Source organism: Streptomyces sp. Isolate_45 (genome assembly GCF_024721315.2).
In the GTDB taxonomy this organism is placed as follows: Bacteria; Actinomycetota; Actinomycetes; order Streptomycetales; family Streptomycetaceae; genus Streptomyces.
Window position 1 is genome coordinate 11,729 of record NZ_JANFAK020000060.1, and the last position, 17,654, is coordinate 29,382.

Genomic DNA, 17,654 nt, shown 5'->3' on the forward strand with positions numbered 1-17,654 from the left:
ATCGAATTTGTTGCCGCAGTGTGTCGCTTCAGGAGGCGTCGCTTCCGGTGCTCCGGGCGCCTTCCGCGACCGCCTCCGCGCCGTCCGGCGCCCGCGTGTCGTCGGCCCCGTCCGGGGCCCGCGTCGCGTCGCCGCCGTCCGGAACCTCCACGACCGCCACCGAGAACGTGCCCGCCGCCACCCGCGCCCGCAGCACGTCGCCCGCCGCGACCTCCCCCGGGGCGCGCACCACGTGCCCGTCCGCCCGCTGGAGCACCGCGTACCCGCGCTCCAGCGTCGCCGCCGGCGACAGCGCCACCACCCGCGCCAGGGTGTGCGCCAGCTCCGAGTCGGCCCGGTCCAGCAGGTGCCCGAGCGTGCGACGGCCGCGCGCCAGCAAGGCCTCCACCTCGGCCTCCCGGGTCTCCACCATCCGCTGCGGATGGACGAAGACCGGGCGTGCCAGGGCGTGCGCGAGCCCCCGCTCCTCCCGGTCGAGCAGTCCGCGCAGGGCCCGCAGCCCCCGGCCCTGGAGCTGACGTACCCGCTCCAGCTCCTCCCCGACGTCCGGGACCACCTTCTTCGCCGCGTCCGTGGGCGTCGAGGCCCGCAGGTCGGCGACGAGGTCCAGCAGCGGGGAGTCCGGCTCGTGCCCGATCGCCGAGACCACCGGAGTACGGGCCGCCGCGACCGCCCGTACGACCTCCTCGTCCGAGAACGGCAGCAGGTCCTCCACGCTGCCGCCGCCGCGCGCCACGATGATCACGTCCACATCGGGGCGGGCGTCCAACTCCTCGACCGCCCGCACCACCTGGGGCACCGCGTGCACCCCCTGGACGGCCACGTTGCGGACCTCGAAGCGGACGGCCGGCCATCGCCGCCGGGCGTTCTCCAGGACGTCGCGCTCGGCCGCGGACGCGCGGCCCACCACCAGCCCGATCAGCTGCGGCAGGAACGGCAGCGGCTTCTTGCGGTCCATCGCGAACAGGCCCTCCGCGGCCAGCGACCGCTTGAGCCGCTCCAGCCGGGCCAGCAGCTCGCCGATGCCGACCGGCCGGATCTCCGTCACCCGCAGGGACAGCTGCCCGCGCGGGGCGTACCACTCCGGCTTCGCCAGTACGACGACCCGCGAGCCCTCCGTCACCGCGTCCGCGACCTCCTCGAAGACCTGCCGGAAGCAGGTCACGCTGACGGAGATGTCGTGCGACGGATCGCGCAGCGTCAGGAACACCACCCCCGCACCCGGCCGCCGGGACAGCTGCGTGATCTGCCCCTCCACCCACACCTGACCCAACCGGTCGATCCAGCCCCCGATGAGCCGGGAAACCTGACCGACCGGCAGCGGCGCATCAGCCGACGTATTCAGACCCATGCACGCAGGCTAGTCGCCGGGGCCGACACCGGTACCGGGCCCGTCGGACCGTTCCGCGGCGCGTCGGCCCCGCTGGGCCACCAGCACCCCCAGACCCACCACCAGCCACACCGCCCCCACGACCTGTGCCTCCCAGGAGGCCTCCACGATCACGGCGACGGTCACCAGAGCGCCCAGCACCGGCACCACCAGGTGCTTCCACCAGTTCGGCGGGCCGTCCGCGCGCCGCACCACGAACCAGCCCACCACCGAGGCGTGCAGCAGCGTGAACGCCACCAGCGCCCCCACGTCCACCACCGACACCAGGTGATCGAGACCGTCGTCGCGCCGCGCCGCCCACACCGCCGCCACCAGCGTCACCGTCGCCGCCACCAGCAGCGCAGCCCGCGGGGTGCCGTCCGAGGTACGCGCCAACACCCGCGGTAGCCGGCCCTCCCGGGCCATCGCGAACAGCAGCCGGCCCGCCGCCGCCTGCCCGGCCAGCGCCGCGAACGCCGCCCCGATCGCCTTGCTCACCGCCACCAGGTCGTGCAGCCACGACCCCGTCGCGGACTCGACGGTGTCGTAGAACGCCGGCCCCTGGAGCCCCGGATCCGCGGCCAGCTCCGCCGAGGACACCGGGGTCAGCAGCGCCGCCAGGTAGGTCTGCGCGACGAACAGCACCCCGGTCACCGCCAGGCAGAACAGCACCGCCCGCGCCACCCGCGCGGAACCGCCCGTCACCTCCTCGGCGAACGAGGCGATGGCGTCGAAGCCCAGGTACGACAGGACCGCCACCGACACCGCGCCCAGCACGGCGGCCGCCGAGAAGCCCAGCGAACCGTCCCCCGTCAGCGGCGACAGCCAGCCGCGCCGCGCCCCGCCGTCCGCCAGTGCCACCACCGCCGCGACCAGGAAGACGAGCAGGACCACGATCTCCATGGCCAGCACGGCGAACCCCACCCGGGCGGCGGCCCGCACCCCCCACAGGTTCAGCAGGGTCGTGATCACCACGGCGAGGGCCGTCCACACCCACGGGGAGACCTCCGGGACCAGCGCGTTCATCGCGATCCCGGAGAACAGGTACGCCACGGCCGGGATCAGCAGGTAGTCCAGCATCGCCATCCACCCGGCGATCAGCCCCGGCCCCTCCCCGAGGCCCTTGCGGGCGTACGTGAAGACCGAACCGGCCTGCGGGGCCACCCGCACCATCTGCGCGTAACTGAACGCCGTGAAGGCCATCGCGACCGTCGCGACCAGGTACACGAGCGCGACCGCCCCGTGCGACTTGGCGTCCAGGGTGCCGAAGACCCCGACCGGCGCCATGGGCGCGATGAAGAGCAGACCGTAGACGACCAGGTCCCGGAAGCCGAGGCTCCGCCGCAGGGCGGTGGGCGCGGGCGTACCGGAATCCGTGACGGACGCCATCCGTCCTCCGAGGGATAGGCGGGACAGGCTTTCGGGCAAGTGTGTGCCGGACGGGGGACGTACGGCCTGCTGAAGCCCCCCGTACGATGGAGGACATGACTGCACCCGCCCCCGCTCCCGCATCCCGCCGCGTCCTGCTCGCCGCCCCCCGCGGCTATTGCGCGGGCGTGGACCGAGCCGTGATCGCCGTCGAGAAGGCCCTGGAGCAGTACGGTGCGCCGGTCTACGTACGCCACGAGATCGTGCACAACAAGTACGTCGTCCAGACGCTGGAGAAGAAGGGCGCCATCTTCGTCGAGCGGACCGAGGAGGTCCCCGAGGGCTCCATCGTGATGTTCTCGGCGCACGGCGTGGCCCCCGTCGTCCACGAGGAGGCCGCGCGCGGCAAGCTCGCGACGATCGACGCGACGTGCCCGCTGGTCACCAAGGTGCACAAGGAAGCGATCCGCTACGCCAACGAGGACTTCGACATCCTCCTCATCGGTCACGAGGGCCACGAGGAGGTCATCGGCACCTCCGGCGAGGCACCGGACCACATCACGATCGTCGACGGCCCCGACGACGTCGCGAACGTGAAGGTGCGCGACGAGTCGAAGGTCGTCTGGCTGTCGCAGACCACCCTCTCCGTCGACGAGACGATGGAGACGGTCGACGCCCTGAAGACCAAGTTCCCGCTGCTCGTCTCCCCGCCGAGCGACGACATCTGCTACGCCACCTCGAACCGGCAGGCCGCCGTCAAGGTGATGGGCGCCGACTCCGACCTCGTCATCGTCGTCGGGTCGAAGAACTCCTCGAACTCGATCCGCCTCGTCGAGGTCGCCCTCGACGCGGGCGCGCGCGCCGCCCACCTGGTCGACTTCGCGTCGGAGATCGACGAGGCCTGGCTGGAGGGCGTCACCACCGTCGGCCTCACCTCGGGCGCCTCGGTGCCGGAGGTGCTCGTCGAGGAGGTCCTGGAATGGCTGACGCAGCGCGGCTACGCGGACGTCGAGATCGTCAAGACCGCCGAGGAGTCGATCGTCTTCTCCCTGCCGAAGGAACTGCGCCGCGACCTGCGCGCCGAGGCGGCGGGGCTGCTCGACGACAGGTCCTAGGTCCCGGCGGCGCGGACGACTAGCTCCCGGAGCGCCCGCTTCGTACGGTGATCCCATGGAGATCTTCGGTGTGGACATCGGCGGTTCAGGGATCAAGGGCGCTCCCGTGGACCTGGACCGCGGCGAGCTGGCGCAGGAACGCCACAAAGTACTGACACCGCACCCGGCCACCCCCGAGGGGGTGGCCGGCTGCGTTGCCGAGGTGGTGGACGCCTTCTCGTGGAAGGGCCCGGTCGGGGTCACCTTCCCCGGCGTGGTCACGCACGGCATCACCCGGTCGGCCGCCAACGTGGACCAGGGATGGATCGGCCTGGACGCCGCGTCCCTGCTGTCCTCGCGGTTGGGCGGCCGGAAGGTCACCGTCCTCAACGACGCCGACGCGGCGGGAATCGCCGAGATCGCCTACGGGGCGGGACGAGGGGTCTCGGGCACGGTCATCCTGCTCACCCTCGGCACGGGCATCGGCAGCGCCGTCTTCCGGGACGGCCTGCTCGTACCGAACACCGAGCTCGGCCACCTCGAACTGAAGGGCCACGACGCGGAGACCCGCGCCTCCGTCAAGGCCAAGGAGGACGGCGACCTCAGCTGGCAGCACTGGGCCCGCCGCCTGGAGAAGTACCTGGCCCACGTGGAGATGCTGTTCTCCCCGGACCTCTTCGTCCTCGGCGGCGGCGTCAGCCGCAAGCCGGAGAAGTTCCTCCCGCTGATCGAGGGCATCCGGGCCGAGATCGTCCCGGCGAAGCTGCAGAACGACGCCGGCATCGTCGGCGCGGCGATGGCGGCGCGGGACCTGGCGGAGTAGGCCCCCCCGGGCGGCCGGCCCTCCGGAGGTGCTGGGGGGGGCAGGCCCTAGTAGGCCGCCGTGCCGCGACGGGCGGCGCGGCGGCGGCCGCTCAGCACCGCGCGGCGCGTCAGCGCGATGAGGGCGGCGACCAGGGTGCCGGCGTACAGCCACCCGGCGTGCAGGGAGAGCGCGGACACCACCCCCATCAGCTCCCCGGCGAAGCCGCCGGAGCCGCCGGACACGGGCCACACCCCGGCGGCGAAGGCGATCGGGACGGAGACGGGCGCCGTGACCAGGTCGGCCGGTCGCACCCACAGCGCGGTCGCGGCGGCGACGGGCAGGAAGAGCAGCCCGTACACGAACAGCGAGGAACCGAAGAGCAGCCAGGAGATCCCGGCGGCCAGCAGCATGCCGGTGCACGCGAGCAGCCCGCCGCCGAGCCCGGTCAGCCGGGGCCGGGGCATCCGGCGGCGACGCCCGTCCGGCGTCCGGGGCCGGGGCCGCTGCGCCTGCGCGGGTACGCCCCCGACGGGCGCCGGGCGCCGGGGCGCCGGGGGCTCCTGAGGCGGCTGGGGCGCCTGAGGGTGACGTACCGAACGCATCCTGTATTGCTCCACCCCACCAAACTAGGCGGGACGCCCCCCGTACGGCCGCCCGGACACGCGTACATCGAGTGGCACTCATCTGAAAGTAAACTGTCCGGTGGCCCACCTCCGGGCCGCCGCCCCCTCCAGCTACGGGAAGTCGCCAACGTGTCGCTCACGATCGGAATCGTCGGCCTGCCGAATGTCGGCAAGTCGACCCTGTTCAACGCCCTGACCAAGAACGACGTGCTGGCGGCCAACTACCCGTTCGCCACCATCGAGCCGAACGTCGGCGTCGTCGGCGTCCCGGACACGCGCCTGGCCGTCCTCGCGGGCATCTTCGGCTCGCAGAAGGTCCTCCCGGCGACGGTCGACTTCGTCGACATCGCCGGCATCGTGCGCGGCGCGTCGGAGGGCGAGGGCCTCGGCAACAAGTTCCTCGCGAACATCCGCGAGTCGGACGCGATCTGCCAGGTCATCCGTGCCTTCAAGGACGAGAACGTCGTGCACGTCGACGGCAAGGTCTCGCCCAAGGACGACATCGAGACGATCAACACCGAGCTGATCCTCGCCGACCTCCAGTCCATCGAGAAGGCGGAGCCCCGCCTGACGAAGGAGTCCCGCCTCCAGAAGGAGAAGGTCGCGGTCCTCGCGGCCGTCGTCGAGGCGAAGAAGATCCTCGAAGCCGGCGACACCCTCTTCTCGAAGGGCATCACCAAGGGCACGGAGCGCGGCGACCTCCTCCACGAGCTCCACCTCCTGACGACGAAGCCGTTCCTGTACGTCTTCAACGTCGACGAGGACGAGCTGACGGACGAGGCCTTCAAGGACGAGCAGCGCGCGCTCGTCGCCCCGGCCGAGGCGATCTTCCTGAACGCGAAGCTGGAGCAGGAGCTCATCGAGCTGGAGGACGACGAGGCCCTCGAACTCCTCCAGTCGGTCGGCCAGGAGGAGCCCGGCATGGCCACCCTCGGCCGCGTCGGCTTCACGACCCTGGGCCTCCAGACCTACCTGACGGCCGGCCCGAAGGAAACCCGCGCCTGGACCATCAAGAAGGGCGCCACGGCCCCCGAGGCGGCGGGCGTCATCCACACCGACTTCCAGCGCGGCTTCATCAAGGCCGAGGTCATCTCCTTCGCCGACCTGGTCGAATGCGGCTCGGTGGCCGAAGCCCGCTCGAAGGGCAAGGCCCGCATGGAGGGCAAGGAGTACGTCATGCAGGACGGCGACGTGGTGGAGTTCCGCTTCAACGTGTAGCGGCTGACTTATCGCGACGTCGCTGACCTGGCAAACATGCAGGTCAGATGGGGCTCGACTCTTCGGAGCCGGGCCCTTTGCATATTCCCGTGCTGGGATGGTGCTGGGATAACTGACTCCTAGTCACCTGTCGTCATCCCTGGCCATTCGTACCGTGCTGGGATTGTGCTGGCACGCGGATGCGCTGCCGGTGCTGGGATCCGCACCGGTGAGTGGCTGAACCGTGGGACGGTGGCTGCTGGCTCTGGCAAAGTGATCGGCACTGCTAGACGATTCTCGTGAGGAACTTGTGAGCACGCTCGGTAGCTTCATCTGGTCCATCGCTGACCAGCTTCGGGGCCCCTATCGCCCCAACCAGTACGGGACTGTGGTCCTCCCGTTCACGATCCTGCGGCGGCTCGACTGCATCCTTGAGCCCGATCAGGCGACGGTGCGAGAACTGGCAGCGAAGTTCGAGAACCCGAACCGGCTCAAGGTCGAAGTCAAGAAGGCCACAGGGCGGACCTTCTACAACACCTCCAACTACTCGTTCGCGAACTTGCTGGCCGACGCGGACGGGCTGGCGGACAACCTGGCCGACTACATCGACCGGTTCTCCAGCGACGTGGACGTGTTCGAGTACTTCGACTTCAAGAAGGAGATCCTGGCTCTGGAGAAGGCCGGGCTCCTACGCGAGATCGTCAAGTCCTTCGGTAAGGTCGACCTCCACCCTGATGTGGTGTCGAACTCCGACATGGGTGACGCCTTCGAATACATCATCCGCAAGTTCAACGAGGCAGCGAACGAGACCTCTGGCGACCACTACACGCCGCGTGACGCGATCCGGCTGTTGGTCGACTTGCTCTTCGCGGAGAAGGACGTCGACCTCACCGAGGGCGGCATTATCCGATCGCTGTACGACCCCACCGCCGGCACCGGCGGCATGCTCTCCCTGGCCGAGGAGCACCTGCTCGCCGAGAATCCTGGCGCGAAACTGGGCTTGTACGGTCAGGAGTACAACCCGCAGTCGTATGCCATCTGCAAGTCCGACCTGCTCGCCAAGGGCCACGACGCGACCAACATCGCCTTCGGCAATACGCTGACCGACGATGCCTTCAGGCGCCGCCAGTTCGACTACTGCATGTCCAACCCGCCTTACGGTGTGGACTGGAAGCAGTACGCCAAGGCGGTCAAGGAGGAGCGCGACTCGGCCGGCCCCTGCGGCCGCTTCGCACCGGGCCTCCCCGCGACATCCGACGGGCAGATGCTCTTCCTGCTCCACCTCGCCCACAAGATGCGCGCACCCGAGGATGGCGGCGGCCGCGTCGGCATCGTCATGAACGGCTCTCCGCTCTTTAGTGGCGCCGCCGAATCCGGCCCTTCCAACATTCGCCGGTGGCTGCTGGAGAAGGACCTTGTCGAGGCGATTGTCGCCCTGCCGACCAACATGTTCTTCAACACCGGCATCGCCACCTACATCTGGATTCTGGGCAACACCAAGCACCCCGACCGCGAGGGCAAGGTGCAGCTGATCGACGGCACGTCGTTCTGGACCAAGATGCGCAAGAACCTCGGATCCAAGGGACGTGAGATCAGCGACCATGACCGCGCCGAGATTGTGCGGCTGTACGACGGTTTCGAGGACGCCGATCCCGACTACTCCAAGGTGCTGCGCAACGACGAGTTCGGCTACTGGACTGTCACCGTCGAGCGTCCCCTGCTCGATGAGGACGGGAAGCCTGTCGTCGACCGCAAAGGCATCCCGAAGCCCGACCCGAAGAAGCGTGACACCGAAAACGTGCCCTTCACCTACGGCGGCTCAATCGCCGGTGCGGCAGGGGAGCTTGAAGTCGTCCAGGCGTATTTCAACGCAGAGGTGAAGTCGCATGTGCCTGACGCCTGGATCGACAGGGCCAAGACCAAGATCGGCTACGAAATCCCCTTCACCCGCCAGTTCTATAAGTACGTTCCACCTCGCCCTCTAGCCGAGATCGATGCCGACCTGGAAAAGCAGGTTGCCAAGATTCTTGACCTGCTGCGGGAGGTAGAGCAGTGACGCGCTTCGGTCACGCGATGGAGAAAATCGACGAGCGGATCCCGGGTGTCGAACTTCCGCTCATGTCGGTGTCCCAGACGCGAGGTGTCATCCGGCGAAGCGAGTTGACGGACGCCCCTCAGCGCGCTGAGTCCCTCGACAACTACAAGGTGTGCCGAGCCAACGATCTTGTCTTCAACAAGATGAGCATCCGCTCTGGCGCTATGGGCGTCGCGGCAGAGGATGGGTTGGTTACATACCACTACGAGGTCATGCGACCACGCCAAGGGACCGACCCACACTTCGTCGCGTACCTGATGAAGTCTTCGTGGTTCACCGCGGAACTCATCAAGCGCGAGCGGGGAATCGGTGCAGGCGACCAAGCCAACGTTCGGACCACGGAGGTGCCGTTCTCGGTCCTGAAGACGATCGATGCCTACATTCCCGACCGCGCCGAACAGCGGGCCATCGCTGACTATCTCGACCGCGAGACGGTCCGCGTCGACACACTGATCGAGGAGCAGCAGCGGTTGATCGAGATGCTCCATGAGCGGAAGGCGGCTGTCATGGCAATGGCCACTGCCAGCGGGGAACCGGTCGCGCTTAGGCGCGTCGTCACCCGGATCCGCCAGGGGTGGAGCCCCAACTGCGACTCCGCCGCTGTGAATGGGGTGACGGAGTGGGGGGTGCTGAAAGTTGGATGCTCAAACAGTGGGAGGTTCGACCCGACGCAGAGTAAACGGCTACCGGATGAGACAACGCCCAGGTCAGAGTTTGTGGTCGAGCCTGGAGAGATCGTCATGTCCAGGGCTAATACTAAGGAATTGGTCGGGGCCTCCGCTGTGGTGGACCGCGCCTATCCGCGCTTGATGCTCAGTGATCTTAATTACGGGCTGACCGTTTCCAGTGGAGTGGATCCGGAGTTTGTTTCCTATGCTCTCCGATCTGGTCACGCCAGATACCAGATCAGCCTTGCATCAAAGGGGACCAGTCCAACGATGCAGAAGATTTCGCAGCGGGATATCAGGAATCTAATTCTGCAGTTTCCGCCGTTGGATGAGCAACGTCGAATCGTTGCAGATCTTGATGATCAGACGGCTAAGATCAACTCGTTGATCGCCGAGACTGAGCGGTTCATCCAGCTCGCTCGCGAACACCGATCCGCGCTGATCACGGCGGCCGTGACAGGGCAGATCGACGTACGAGAGGTGGCGTAATGGCCGACCACAATGAGGAGGTCTTCGAGAAAGAGATCTGCGAGTACCTCGGGGCCCGCGGCTGGCTGCACTCGGTGAACGACCACGACGGCGGCGAGTACGACCGCGAGCGGGCGCTGTTCCCGGCGGATCTGTTCGCGTGGCTGGAGGCGACGCAGAAGACGGCGTATGAGAAGGCACTGAAGGCGGCAGGTTCGCAGGAGAAGTTCCTTGACGTGCTGACCGCAGCTTTGGATAAGCCGCTTGAGCATGGCGGCGGGACGCTGAACATCCTGCGCAACGGGGTTCAGTACATCGGTGGCGGCCGGTTGAAGATGGCACAGTTCCGCCCCGAAACCTCTCTCAACGCGACCACTGTGTCGCATTACGAGGCGATGCGGGTGCGGGTGGTGCAGCAGGTGCACTTCTCGACTGCCGACCAGCGCACCTTTGATCTGGTGTTCTTCGTCAACGGGCTCCCGGTGGCCACGGTCGAGCTGAAGACCGACTTCACCCAGTCGCTGGACGAGGCGATCAACCAGTACAAGCATCGCCGCAATCCATTGACGAACGGGCGCCCGGAGCCGCTGCTGTCGTTCGGCCACCGGGCGCTGGTGCACTTCGCGGTCTCCAACGGCCTGGCGGCCATGACCACGAGGCTGGAGGGCGAGAAGACCCACTTCCTTCCGTTCAACATCGGCTTCGACAGTGGTGCTGGCAACCCGCCCGGTGCGGACGGCGGGTCGGCGACGGCGTACCTATGGGAACGCGTCTGGGAGAAGCACGCCTGGCTGAACGTCATCGGGCGGCTGATGATCGTGCAGACCAAAGAGGAGTGGGACGTCACCACCGGCACCTCGGTGCGGCGTAGGAGCATGCTCTTCCCGCGCTTCCACCAATGGGAGGCCGTCACGAGCATCGTCGCCGCAGTGAAGGAGGAGGGTGTCGGGCACCGGTACTTGATTGAGCACTCGGCCGGGTCAGGAAAGACGAACACCATCGCCTGGACCGCCCACGGGCTGGCCCGCCTGCATGATGCCGACGACAAGAAGGTCTTCGACTCCGTCATCGTGGTCGTGGACCGTACCGTGCTCGACTCCCAGCTGCAGGATGCGATCCGGCAGATCGACGGGAACAAGAAGATTGTCGCGACGATCAGCCCTGAGGACGTCCGCAAGGCCGGCGCGAAGTCAAAGTCGGGTCTGCTTGCGCAGGCGCTGAAGAACGGCGAGCTCATCATCGCGGTGACGGTGCAGACCTTCCCGCATGCGCTGGAAGAGATCCGGACCGACACCGGCCTGAAGGGCAAGCGATTCGCCGTGATCGCTGATGAGGCGCACTCCTCCCAATCGGGGCAGATCTCCTCGAAGCTGAAGCAGGTACTGACGGCCGAGGAGCTCAAGGAGATCGAGGAGGGCGGCGAGGTCGATGTGGAGTCGGTGCTGGCATCGGAGATGACCGAGCGGGCCGAGTCGGAGAACATCTCCTACTTCGCCTTCACCGCGACGCCGAAGAACAAGACCCTCGAACTGTTCGGCCGCAAGGAGCCCGACGGCAAGCCGCGCGAGTTCCACCTGTACTCGATGAAGCAGGCGATCGAGGAGGGCTACATCCTCGACGTTCTCAAGGGTTATCAGTCCTACGACACCGCGCTGAAGATCGCCGGCAGGGCCGAGAGCGGTGACGGGGGAGAGGTCGAGGAGGCCGCCGCCCGCAAGGGACTGATGAGGTGGGTTCAGCTCCACCCGACGAACGTCAGCCAAAAGGTGCAGATCGTCGTCGAGCACTTCCACGCCAACGTCGCCTACCTCCTCGAAGGCAAGGCGAAGGCCATGGTGGTGACCGATTCGCGCAAGTCCGCGGTGAAGTACAAGCTGGCGATAGACGCCTACATCGCCAAGCGTCGCGCCGAAGACGCCTCATACAACTACCGCACTTTGGTCGCCTTTTCGGGCGGGGTGGCGATGCCAGAGGATGAGACCTGGCATACCGACTGGGGTCCGCAGCCGTCGAAGGACGACGAGTTCACCGAGGCCAACATGAACCCCGGTGCCGGGGCCGATCTGGCGGCCGCGTACAAGGGCGACACGTACAAGATCATGCTGGTCGCCAACAAGTTCCAGACCGGGTTCGACCAGCCCTTACTCTCGGCGATGTACGTCGACAAGAAGCTGTCGGGCGTCACCGCCGTGCAGACGCTCTCGCGCCTCAACCGCACCCACCGCACCGCTGGTGGGGAGCAGAAGCGCAAGACGTTCGTCATCGACTTCGCCAACAAGCCCGAGGACATCAAGACGGCCTTCGAGCCGTATTTCAAAAACGCGACTCTGGAGACCGAGACCGACCCGTATGTCGTCGTGCACCTGGCCAACAAGCTCGCCCAGGCCGGGATGTACACCGAGGACGATGTCCGCAGGGTCGCCGAACTGTGGGTGACGCGGAAGGGAAACAACGCTCTCTCGGCGGCGATCAGCCCGGCGCAGCACGACTTCCGGCGCCGCTACACGCGGGCGATCGAGGAGGAAGACAAGGTCAAGCTCCAAGAGCTCGACCTGTTTCGCAAGGACGTCTCTACCTACGTACGGCTCTACGACTTCATGTCCCAGATCGTCGACTACGGCGATCCCTACATGGAGATGCTTTCGATCTTCTTGCGCCTGCTGGAGAAGGTGATTGCCGAGTCTGCTTGGGCGGCCGACGTGGATCTCTCCGAGGTTGTGCTGGTCGGGGTCAAGCACAGCAAGACGATCCCGGTCGACATCTCACTCGTGGGTGACGGACAACTGAAGGGCATCAGCGCCGCCGGCACGGGGGCGAAGAAGGACCCGAAGTATGTCGCCCTTCAGGTCGTCATAGACAAGATGAATGACCTATTCGGCGCTGAAACGTTCGCTGCCTCCCAGGTCAGGGAGTTCGTACATGGCCTCGTGCAGCTTCTGCTCGCTGACCCGAACTTGGTCCAGCAGACCAAGGTGAATTCCAAGAAGCAGTTCCTGGAGTCACAGGATTTTCAAGCCGCCGTCACGGAGGCAGTCGCAGAGAATCAGGACGCCCACAACACGATGGCTGACTACTTCTTCACCGATGGGCCGGCCATCAACGCGATCATCGTTGCCCTTGCGGATGCCTTCTACGAATCAGCAGTCGATCAGCAGGTGGACACCTGAGTAGACGCCGAGGTCAGACGTCCTTGATCTGTACGCGGTCGCCGCACAGTTTCGACCAGCCGTCGCGATCCGAGGTCAGCACGAGGACGGGTGCCGGCGAGCGGAGCGACATCGCGGCTATGAGGGCGTCGATGGCGTACTTGTGGCCGTGCAGGCCGCCGGCGTCGCTCAGCAGCTGCACCGCGGTGAGACTGTCCGCCTGGGTGACCTCCTGGACCTAAGGCGGGAGAGCAGCCAGCGCAGTCGGGCGGTATCCGTCTTCCCGTAGACGGCATCCACCGCCGTCGGGGCCCGACACGAGGACGGCTACGCCCACGCGCCGAGCAGCCTCGATCCGGGTGATCATCCGGCGATCGTTGCGCAGCACCAGCGACCTGGCCGCAGGCTCCCCGCAAGTGGGAGCTCTGCAGGTCGGAAGAGGGGGTCGGACTCTGGCGAGTCCGACCCCTTCCGCATTCCCGTGCTGACTTTTCAGCTGTTGCGGGGCGGCGTGAGCTTGTCGAGGTCCAGGCTGACCTCGAAGGGCACCGGGCGCCGGAGGGTGCCCCGGAAGATCCCGGCGGGCGCGTAGGCGCCGGTGGGTTCGTCGAGCTCGTAGACGTGGACGACGGGCGCCCCGTCCTCGTCCTCGATGCACCAGTAGTGCCGGATGCCGGCCTCCGCGTACTTGCGCAGCTTTACCGTGCGATCGCGATGGGCGGACTCCGGGGATACGGCCTCCACGACGAGCTTCACGTCCTCCGGGGCGTACCAGGTGCGGTCGGGGTCGTAGGGCAGGTCTGTCAGCAAGAGGTCCGGCTCGGGGCGGTTGCGGGCATCGAGGCGAATCGTCATCTCCCGCTCGACCTCGAATCCGGCCGGTGCCTGCGCCATGAGTGTGGTGGTCAGGGCGGTGACGAGGCGGCCGTGCCAGGACCTCTGGGGCGACATCATGAAGACGAGGGCTCCGTCGATCAGCTCGGTGTGGCGGGGTGCCTCGGGGAGGCGGTCGAGGTCCTCCGCGAACCAGCCTTCCGCGCGCGGCGGGCGCATCCAGTCGGGCAGTGCGGTCATGGCTTCACGGTAGCGGGCCGCAGCTCAGGTCGAGGAGCGAACGGTCCCGGCGAGTGCGGTGGGGAGTGGAGTTCCGGCGACTCGGCGCAACTCGATCCGGGGCCCTGTTCGCCCCACCGCCCATGGTCGGCCGGCGGGGCCGGACCCCGTCGTCCTCCCGGAGGCGGGCGGGGCGGATCCCGTGGGAATCAGGCTTGGCGTCGAGCCGCGATGTTCGCAGGAGGGGGAGGGGGCGCCCGGATCGGCGAGCCGGGCGCGGTCGTCCGGCGGGGGGTCGAGGCCGGTGTCCGGCCGCTCGCGGCTGCCGCTGGGGGTGGGGCAACTGACGTAGGGTCAGCGGGAATCGGGTGGAAGCGGGGGAGCGCGTGATGTCGGGATCGGCCGTGTCGGGGCGGGCGGCGAGGAAGTGCGAGCAGGCGTGGGTCCGGGGCGTCGAGCTCCTGCGGCAGGGGAACCCGCGGGCGGCCGGGGAGGCCTTCGAGGCGGCCGTCGGGCACGATCCGTCGGCCGCCGACGCCTGGCTGGGCCTGCATGCCGCGGGTCTGCGCAGGGGCGAGGCCGTCGAGGCGATGTACGCGTGGTCGCACGCCTTCGGGGCCCTGCGCGCGCGGCTCCGTACGCCGCTGGTCTCGCGGTTCCAGATCGGCGGGTACGTGGACTTCCGCCTGGAGTCGCGCCGGGACCTGTGGCTCGCGAAGGCCGCGAGGCTGCTGGACGAGGACCGGCCCGACGAGGCTTGGCAGATGCTGTCGTCCGCGGTGCTCGACTGCGACGAGACCCGGTTCGTGCTGGCCCGGTACGCCTTCGTCAAGCGGGACTGGCCCCTTCTGTTGAGGTTCGCGCCGGGCATCGGCGACGCCTTCCTGCTCGACGAGTCGCAGCTCTACGTCGCCGCCGGCCTGGTGGCGCAGGGCGTCCACCACGAGGCGCTCAACGTGCTGCGTCCGTTGCCGCACGCGCTGCGCGAGAACGCCGGCTTCCTCGGTGAGGTCTGCTACCTGCGCGGCCGTGCGTACGAGGAGCTCGGGCGGGCCGAGGAGGCGCTCAAGCAGTTCCAGACGGCGTTCCGCCACAGCCCCGGGCTGGCCGACGTCGCCCAGCGGGCCCGGGCGGTCACTCCGCCGCCCCCTCCCGCGACACCGCCCGTCGTACGGCCCGTTCCCGCCCAGGCCGGCCCCCCGCCCGTGCGGCCGGACGGGGCGGGGGAGCTGAGCGACGAGGACCGTACGGCGATGCTCGACGCGGCGATGGCCGAGCTGGACGCGATGGTGGGCCTGGCCCCCGTCAAGCGGCAGGTCCGCACCCTGTCCGCCCAGCTCAGGATGGCCGCGGTACGCCGGGCGCAGGGGATCGGCGCGGCGCCGGAGCCCGTGCACCTGGTGTTCGCGGGACCGCCCGGCACCGGCAAGACGACGGTCGCCAGGATCGTCGGCCAGATCTTCGCCGGGCTCGGCATGCTGGAACGCGGTCACGTCGTCGAGGTCCAGCGGGTGGACCTCGTGGGGCAGCACCTCGGATCGACGGCGCTGAAGACCACCGGGGCCATCGACCGGGCGTTGGGCGGGGTCCTCTTCGTCGACGAGGCGTACGCGCTGGTCAACGACGGGTACAGCGGCGGGGACGCCTTCGGCAACGAGGCGCTCCAGGTGCTGCTGAAGCGGGCCGAGGACGACCGGCACCGCCTGGTCGTCGTGCTCGCCGGGTACCCGCAGGAGATCAGGGAGCTGCTGTCGGCCAATCCCGGTCTCATCTCCCGGTTCAACACGCGGGTCGACTTCCCGGCCTACTCGGCCGACGAACTGGTTCTGATCGCCGAGTCCTTCTTCCGCCGACAGAACGACGTCCTCAGCGACGACGCGGCGGCGGCGCTGCGCGGTTGCTGCGAACGCGTCGTGCTCGACGCGCTCATCGACCGGCTCGGCAACGGCCGCTTCGCCCGGGAGTTGGCTTCGAAGGCGGCCAAGGTGCGGGACCTGAGGGTCATCGACATGCTCGATGGTTCCCGGGACCCGTCGATCGACGAGGCGACCACCGTCCACGTCCACGACGTCGCGCAGGCGTACCGGGAGCTCGCGGAGGGCGCCGAGCCGGACTGGTGACAGCAGGTCCCGTCGGTTCAGAAGCCCCGGACCGCGGCGATCGTGAACGTCGTCGGCGCGCCCGTGGACGGGGTCAGCGGCCCGTCCTTGTCGAACTGGGAGCGGACCACCAGGGTGCGGCCCGGGCGGTGCGTCAGCGTCGTGGGGATCTGCAGGGACGGGTCCGTCAGGGTGCCGGTCAGTCGGCCCCGGGTGCCGTCCGGGGAGAGCTTCCAGCGGGTCAGGGTGTTGGGGACGTTCTGGGCGACCCGGAGCGTCCCGTCGGGGGAGAGGTCCAGCCCGTCGGGGGACGTGAGGTCGCCGCCGGTCAGGGTGACGCGGCTGAGGGCCCCGGTGCGCAGGTCGACGCGGTGGAGCTCGCCCTGCGGCATGTCGACGGTGAGGAGGAAGCGGCCCGCCGGGTCCGAGACGATGCCGTTGAGGCTGAAGCCGCCGGCCGGACGGGGCCGCAGGGCCGGCGTCAGGTCGTACGCGACGAGCAGCGGGCCGTCGCCGGCGGCCAGTTGCTCCGGAGTGACCCGGTAGATCACCCCGCGCACGCTGTCCGTGAGGTACGCGGCGCCGTCGGGGGTGACGGTGAGGTCGTTGACGAAGCGGGGAGCGTTCCCGGGGACGTCGAAGCGGGCCAGGCGCGAGCCGGTCCGGGTGTCGTAGACGGTGACGCCCTTGGTGGAGTCGGTGACCCAGAGGCGGCCGCGCGCGTCCACGCGCAGGCCGTTCGCGGTGGTGCGGCCGTCGGTGCCCGCCGGGAGGAAGACCTCGGCGCTGCGGGTTCCCGGGCGGGCGCGGTAGACGGTGCCGTCCGCGTACGAGCCGACGTAGACCGTCCCCGTACGGGCGTCGGCGGCTATGCCCTCGGGGTAGACCTTCGCGCCGGGCAGCGTGAAGGCGGTGGTGACGCGGACGTCGGCCCCGGACGGCGCGGACGGTGCGGGGGCCGCCCCCAGCGACAGCGCGGCGGCCAGCGCGAGGGGTACGGGCATGAACTTCGACCACATGGGCACAGGTGTCCTCTTTTGATCAGGTGAGTACGCACACTAGTTAGAACCCTAATGCTTGGCAAGGGTCGTAGGATGCCTCCATGACTTCCATGCCCGCCGAGGAGCGCATCGGCTCGCACGTCAAGCGCGCCGAGCAGGCGCTCCTCGGGGCGAAGAACGCCGCCCTCAAGCCGGCCGCAGTAACGGTTCCGCAGTACGCGGCCCTCTACTGGCTCGGCGAGAACGCCGGCATCTCGGCGGCCGCCCTGTCCCGCCTCTGCGGGGTCACCCCGCCGACCATGAACACGGTGCTGAAGAACCTCCAGGAACGCGGCCTCATCGAACGCACCCCCCACGCGTGGCACCGCAACGTCCTGGAGACCCGCCTCACCGAGGAGGGGCGCGCCGTACTGGACCAGGCCGACGAGGCTGCCGTACGGGTCGAACGCGCGCTCGCCGCCGCCTTCTCCGAGGAGGAGCGCAAGCAGCTCGTCGGGTTGCTGGGCCGCTGCGCCGAGGTGCTCGACACCCTGAGGTAACCGCCGTGCCCCGGAGGTTCGGGGCAAGTTCTCGCCGCGTTGTGGAACTCTCCCGGGCGTTTCGCCCATCAGAACCAACGGGATGTCCAGCCGCTCTGTCCCGCCCGGGACAGCCATGATCGTTCGGAG

The 17,654-nt window shown here is 68.5% G+C and carries 13 protein-coding genes and 1 pseudogene; 8 read left to right on the top strand and 6 right to left on the bottom strand.

Going from position 1 to position 17,654, the window contains the following annotated elements:
* Positions 1-28: 28 nt before the first annotated feature.
* Together xseA and NOD94_RS20365 are read right to left on the bottom strand one after the other, a co-directional pair.
* A complete protein-coding gene (gene xseA / locus NOD94_RS20360; RefSeq protein ID WP_281207428.1) occupies positions 29-1,351 on the bottom strand; it encodes an exodeoxyribonuclease VII large subunit in 1,323 nt (440 codons plus the stop codon).
* A gap of 9 nt (positions 1,352-1,360) precedes the next feature.
* Positions 1,361-2,758, bottom strand: a complete 1,398-nt coding sequence (locus NOD94_RS20365; protein WP_281207429.1) for an APC family permease — start codon at positions 2,756-2,758, stop codon at positions 1,361-1,363.
* Between the two features lie 86 nt (positions 2,759-2,844).
* Here NOD94_RS20365 and NOD94_RS20370 point away from each other — a divergent pair, with 86 nt between their 5' ends.
* Positions 2,845-3,852, top strand: a complete 1,008-nt coding sequence (locus NOD94_RS20370) for a 4-hydroxy-3-methylbut-2-enyl diphosphate reductase (protein ID WP_281207430.1) — start codon at positions 2,845-2,847, stop codon at positions 3,850-3,852.
* 55 nt (positions 3,853-3,907) lie between these two features.
* Complete coding sequence (ppgK, locus tag NOD94_RS20375) at positions 3,908-4,654, top strand: polyphosphate--glucose phosphotransferase (protein ID WP_281207431.1); 747 nt, start codon at positions 3,908-3,910, stop codon at positions 4,652-4,654.
* Between the two features lie 47 nt (positions 4,655-4,701).
* Here the strand turns inward: ppgK and NOD94_RS20380 are convergent, their stop codons facing one another.
* A complete protein-coding gene (locus tag NOD94_RS20380; RefSeq protein WP_281207432.1) occupies positions 4,702-5,100 on the bottom strand; it encodes a DUF6542 domain-containing protein in 399 nt (132 codons plus the stop codon).
* Between the two features lie 288 nt (positions 5,101-5,388).
* Between NOD94_RS20380 and ychF the strand changes: the two genes are divergently transcribed.
* The 4 genes from ychF (at position 5,389) to NOD94_RS20400 (ending at position 12,854) form a co-directional block, all read left to right on the top strand.
* Positions 5,389-6,477, top strand: a complete 1,089-nt coding sequence (ychF, locus tag NOD94_RS20385) for a redox-regulated ATPase YchF (RefSeq protein ID WP_281207433.1) — start codon at positions 5,389-5,391, stop codon at positions 6,475-6,477.
* A 289-nt stretch (positions 6,478-6,766) separates the two neighbouring features.
* Positions 6,767-8,512 carry a class I SAM-dependent DNA methyltransferase gene (locus NOD94_RS20390; protein ID WP_281207434.1) on the top strand — a complete coding sequence of 582 codons (1,746 nt, stop codon included), beginning with the start codon at positions 6,767-6,769 and terminating at the stop codon, positions 8,510-8,512.
* Positions 8,513-8,529: 17 nt separating this feature from the next.
* Entirely contained in the window at positions 8,530-9,708 is a 1,179-nt protein-coding gene (locus tag NOD94_RS20395) for a hypothetical protein (protein ID WP_281207435.1), read from the top strand.
* On the top strand, positions 9,708-12,854 hold the full coding sequence (locus NOD94_RS20400; RefSeq protein WP_281207436.1) for a DEAD/DEAH box helicase family protein: 3,147 nt from the start codon (positions 9,708-9,710) through the stop codon (positions 12,852-12,854). The genes NOD94_RS20395 and NOD94_RS20400 overlap by 1 nt, the downstream gene beginning before the upstream one ends.
* A 13-nt stretch (positions 12,855-12,867) precedes the next feature.
* Here NOD94_RS20400 and NOD94_RS20405 read toward each other — a convergent pair.
* Together NOD94_RS20405 and NOD94_RS20410 are read right to left on the bottom strand one after the other, a co-directional pair.
* Positions 12,868-13,200: pseudogene (locus NOD94_RS20405) on the bottom strand (DNA-binding protein).
* 125 nt (positions 13,201-13,325) lie between these two features.
* Complete coding sequence (locus NOD94_RS20410; protein ID WP_281207437.1) at positions 13,326-13,907, bottom strand: Uma2 family endonuclease; 582 nt, start codon at positions 13,905-13,907, stop codon at positions 13,326-13,328.
* A gap of 368 nt (positions 13,908-14,275) precedes the next feature.
* Here NOD94_RS20410 and NOD94_RS20415 point away from each other — a divergent pair, with 368 nt between their 5' ends.
* Entirely contained in the window at positions 14,276-16,006 is a 1,731-nt protein-coding gene (locus NOD94_RS20415; protein WP_281207438.1) for an AAA family ATPase, read from the top strand.
* A 17-nt stretch (positions 16,007-16,023) separates the two neighbouring features.
* Here NOD94_RS20415 and NOD94_RS20420 read toward each other — a convergent pair whose 3' ends face one another.
* Complete coding sequence (locus NOD94_RS20420; RefSeq protein WP_281207439.1) at positions 16,024-17,004, bottom strand: SMP-30/gluconolactonase/LRE family protein; 981 nt, start codon at positions 17,002-17,004, stop codon at positions 16,024-16,026.
* Between the two features lie 83 nt (positions 17,005-17,087).
* Here NOD94_RS20420 and NOD94_RS20425 point away from each other — a divergent pair, with 83 nt between their 5' ends.
* A complete protein-coding gene (locus NOD94_RS20425) occupies positions 17,088-17,525 on the top strand; it encodes a MarR family transcriptional regulator (RefSeq protein WP_281207440.1) in 438 nt (145 codons plus the stop codon).
* The last annotated feature ends 129 nt before the right edge of the window (positions 17,526-17,654 follow it).

Bases quoted from the DNA above. Each gene is read 5' to 3' on its own strand.
- NOD94_RS20380 (WP_281207432.1), bottom strand. From the start codon at position 5,100: ATGCCCCGGCCCCGGCTGACCGGGCTCGGCGGCGGGCTGCTCGCGTGC.
- NOD94_RS20365 (WP_281207429.1), bottom strand. From the start codon at position 2,758: ATGGCGTCCGTCACGGATTCCGGTACGCCCGCGCCCACCGCCCTGCGG.
- xseA (WP_281207428.1), bottom strand. From the start codon at position 1,351: ATGGGTCTGAATACGTCGGCTGATGCGCCGCTGCCGGTCGGTCAGGTT.
- NOD94_RS20420 (WP_281207439.1), bottom strand. From the start codon at position 17,004: ATGTGGTCGAAGTTCATGCCCGTACCCCTCGCGCTGGCCGCCGCGCTG.
- NOD94_RS20370 (WP_281207430.1), top strand. From the start codon at position 2,845: ATGGAGGACATGACTGCACCCGCCCCCGCTCCCGCATCCCGCCGCGTC.
- NOD94_RS20410 (WP_281207437.1), bottom strand. From the start codon at position 13,907: ATGACCGCACTGCCCGACTGGATGCGCCCGCCGCGCGCGGAAGGCTGG.
- NOD94_RS20395 (WP_281207435.1), top strand. From the start codon at position 8,530: ATGGAGAAAATCGACGAGCGGATCCCGGGTGTCGAACTTCCGCTCATG.
- NOD94_RS20400 (WP_281207436.1), top strand. From the start codon at position 9,708: ATGGCCGACCACAATGAGGAGGTCTTCGAGAAAGAGATCTGCGAGTAC.
- NOD94_RS20425 (WP_281207440.1), top strand. From the start codon at position 17,088: ATGACTTCCATGCCCGCCGAGGAGCGCATCGGCTCGCACGTCAAGCGC.
- NOD94_RS20415 (WP_281207438.1), top strand. From the start codon at position 14,276: ATGTCGGGATCGGCCGTGTCGGGGCGGGCGGCGAGGAAGTGCGAGCAG.
- ppgK (WP_281207431.1), top strand. From the start codon at position 3,908: ATGGAGATCTTCGGTGTGGACATCGGCGGTTCAGGGATCAAGGGCGCT.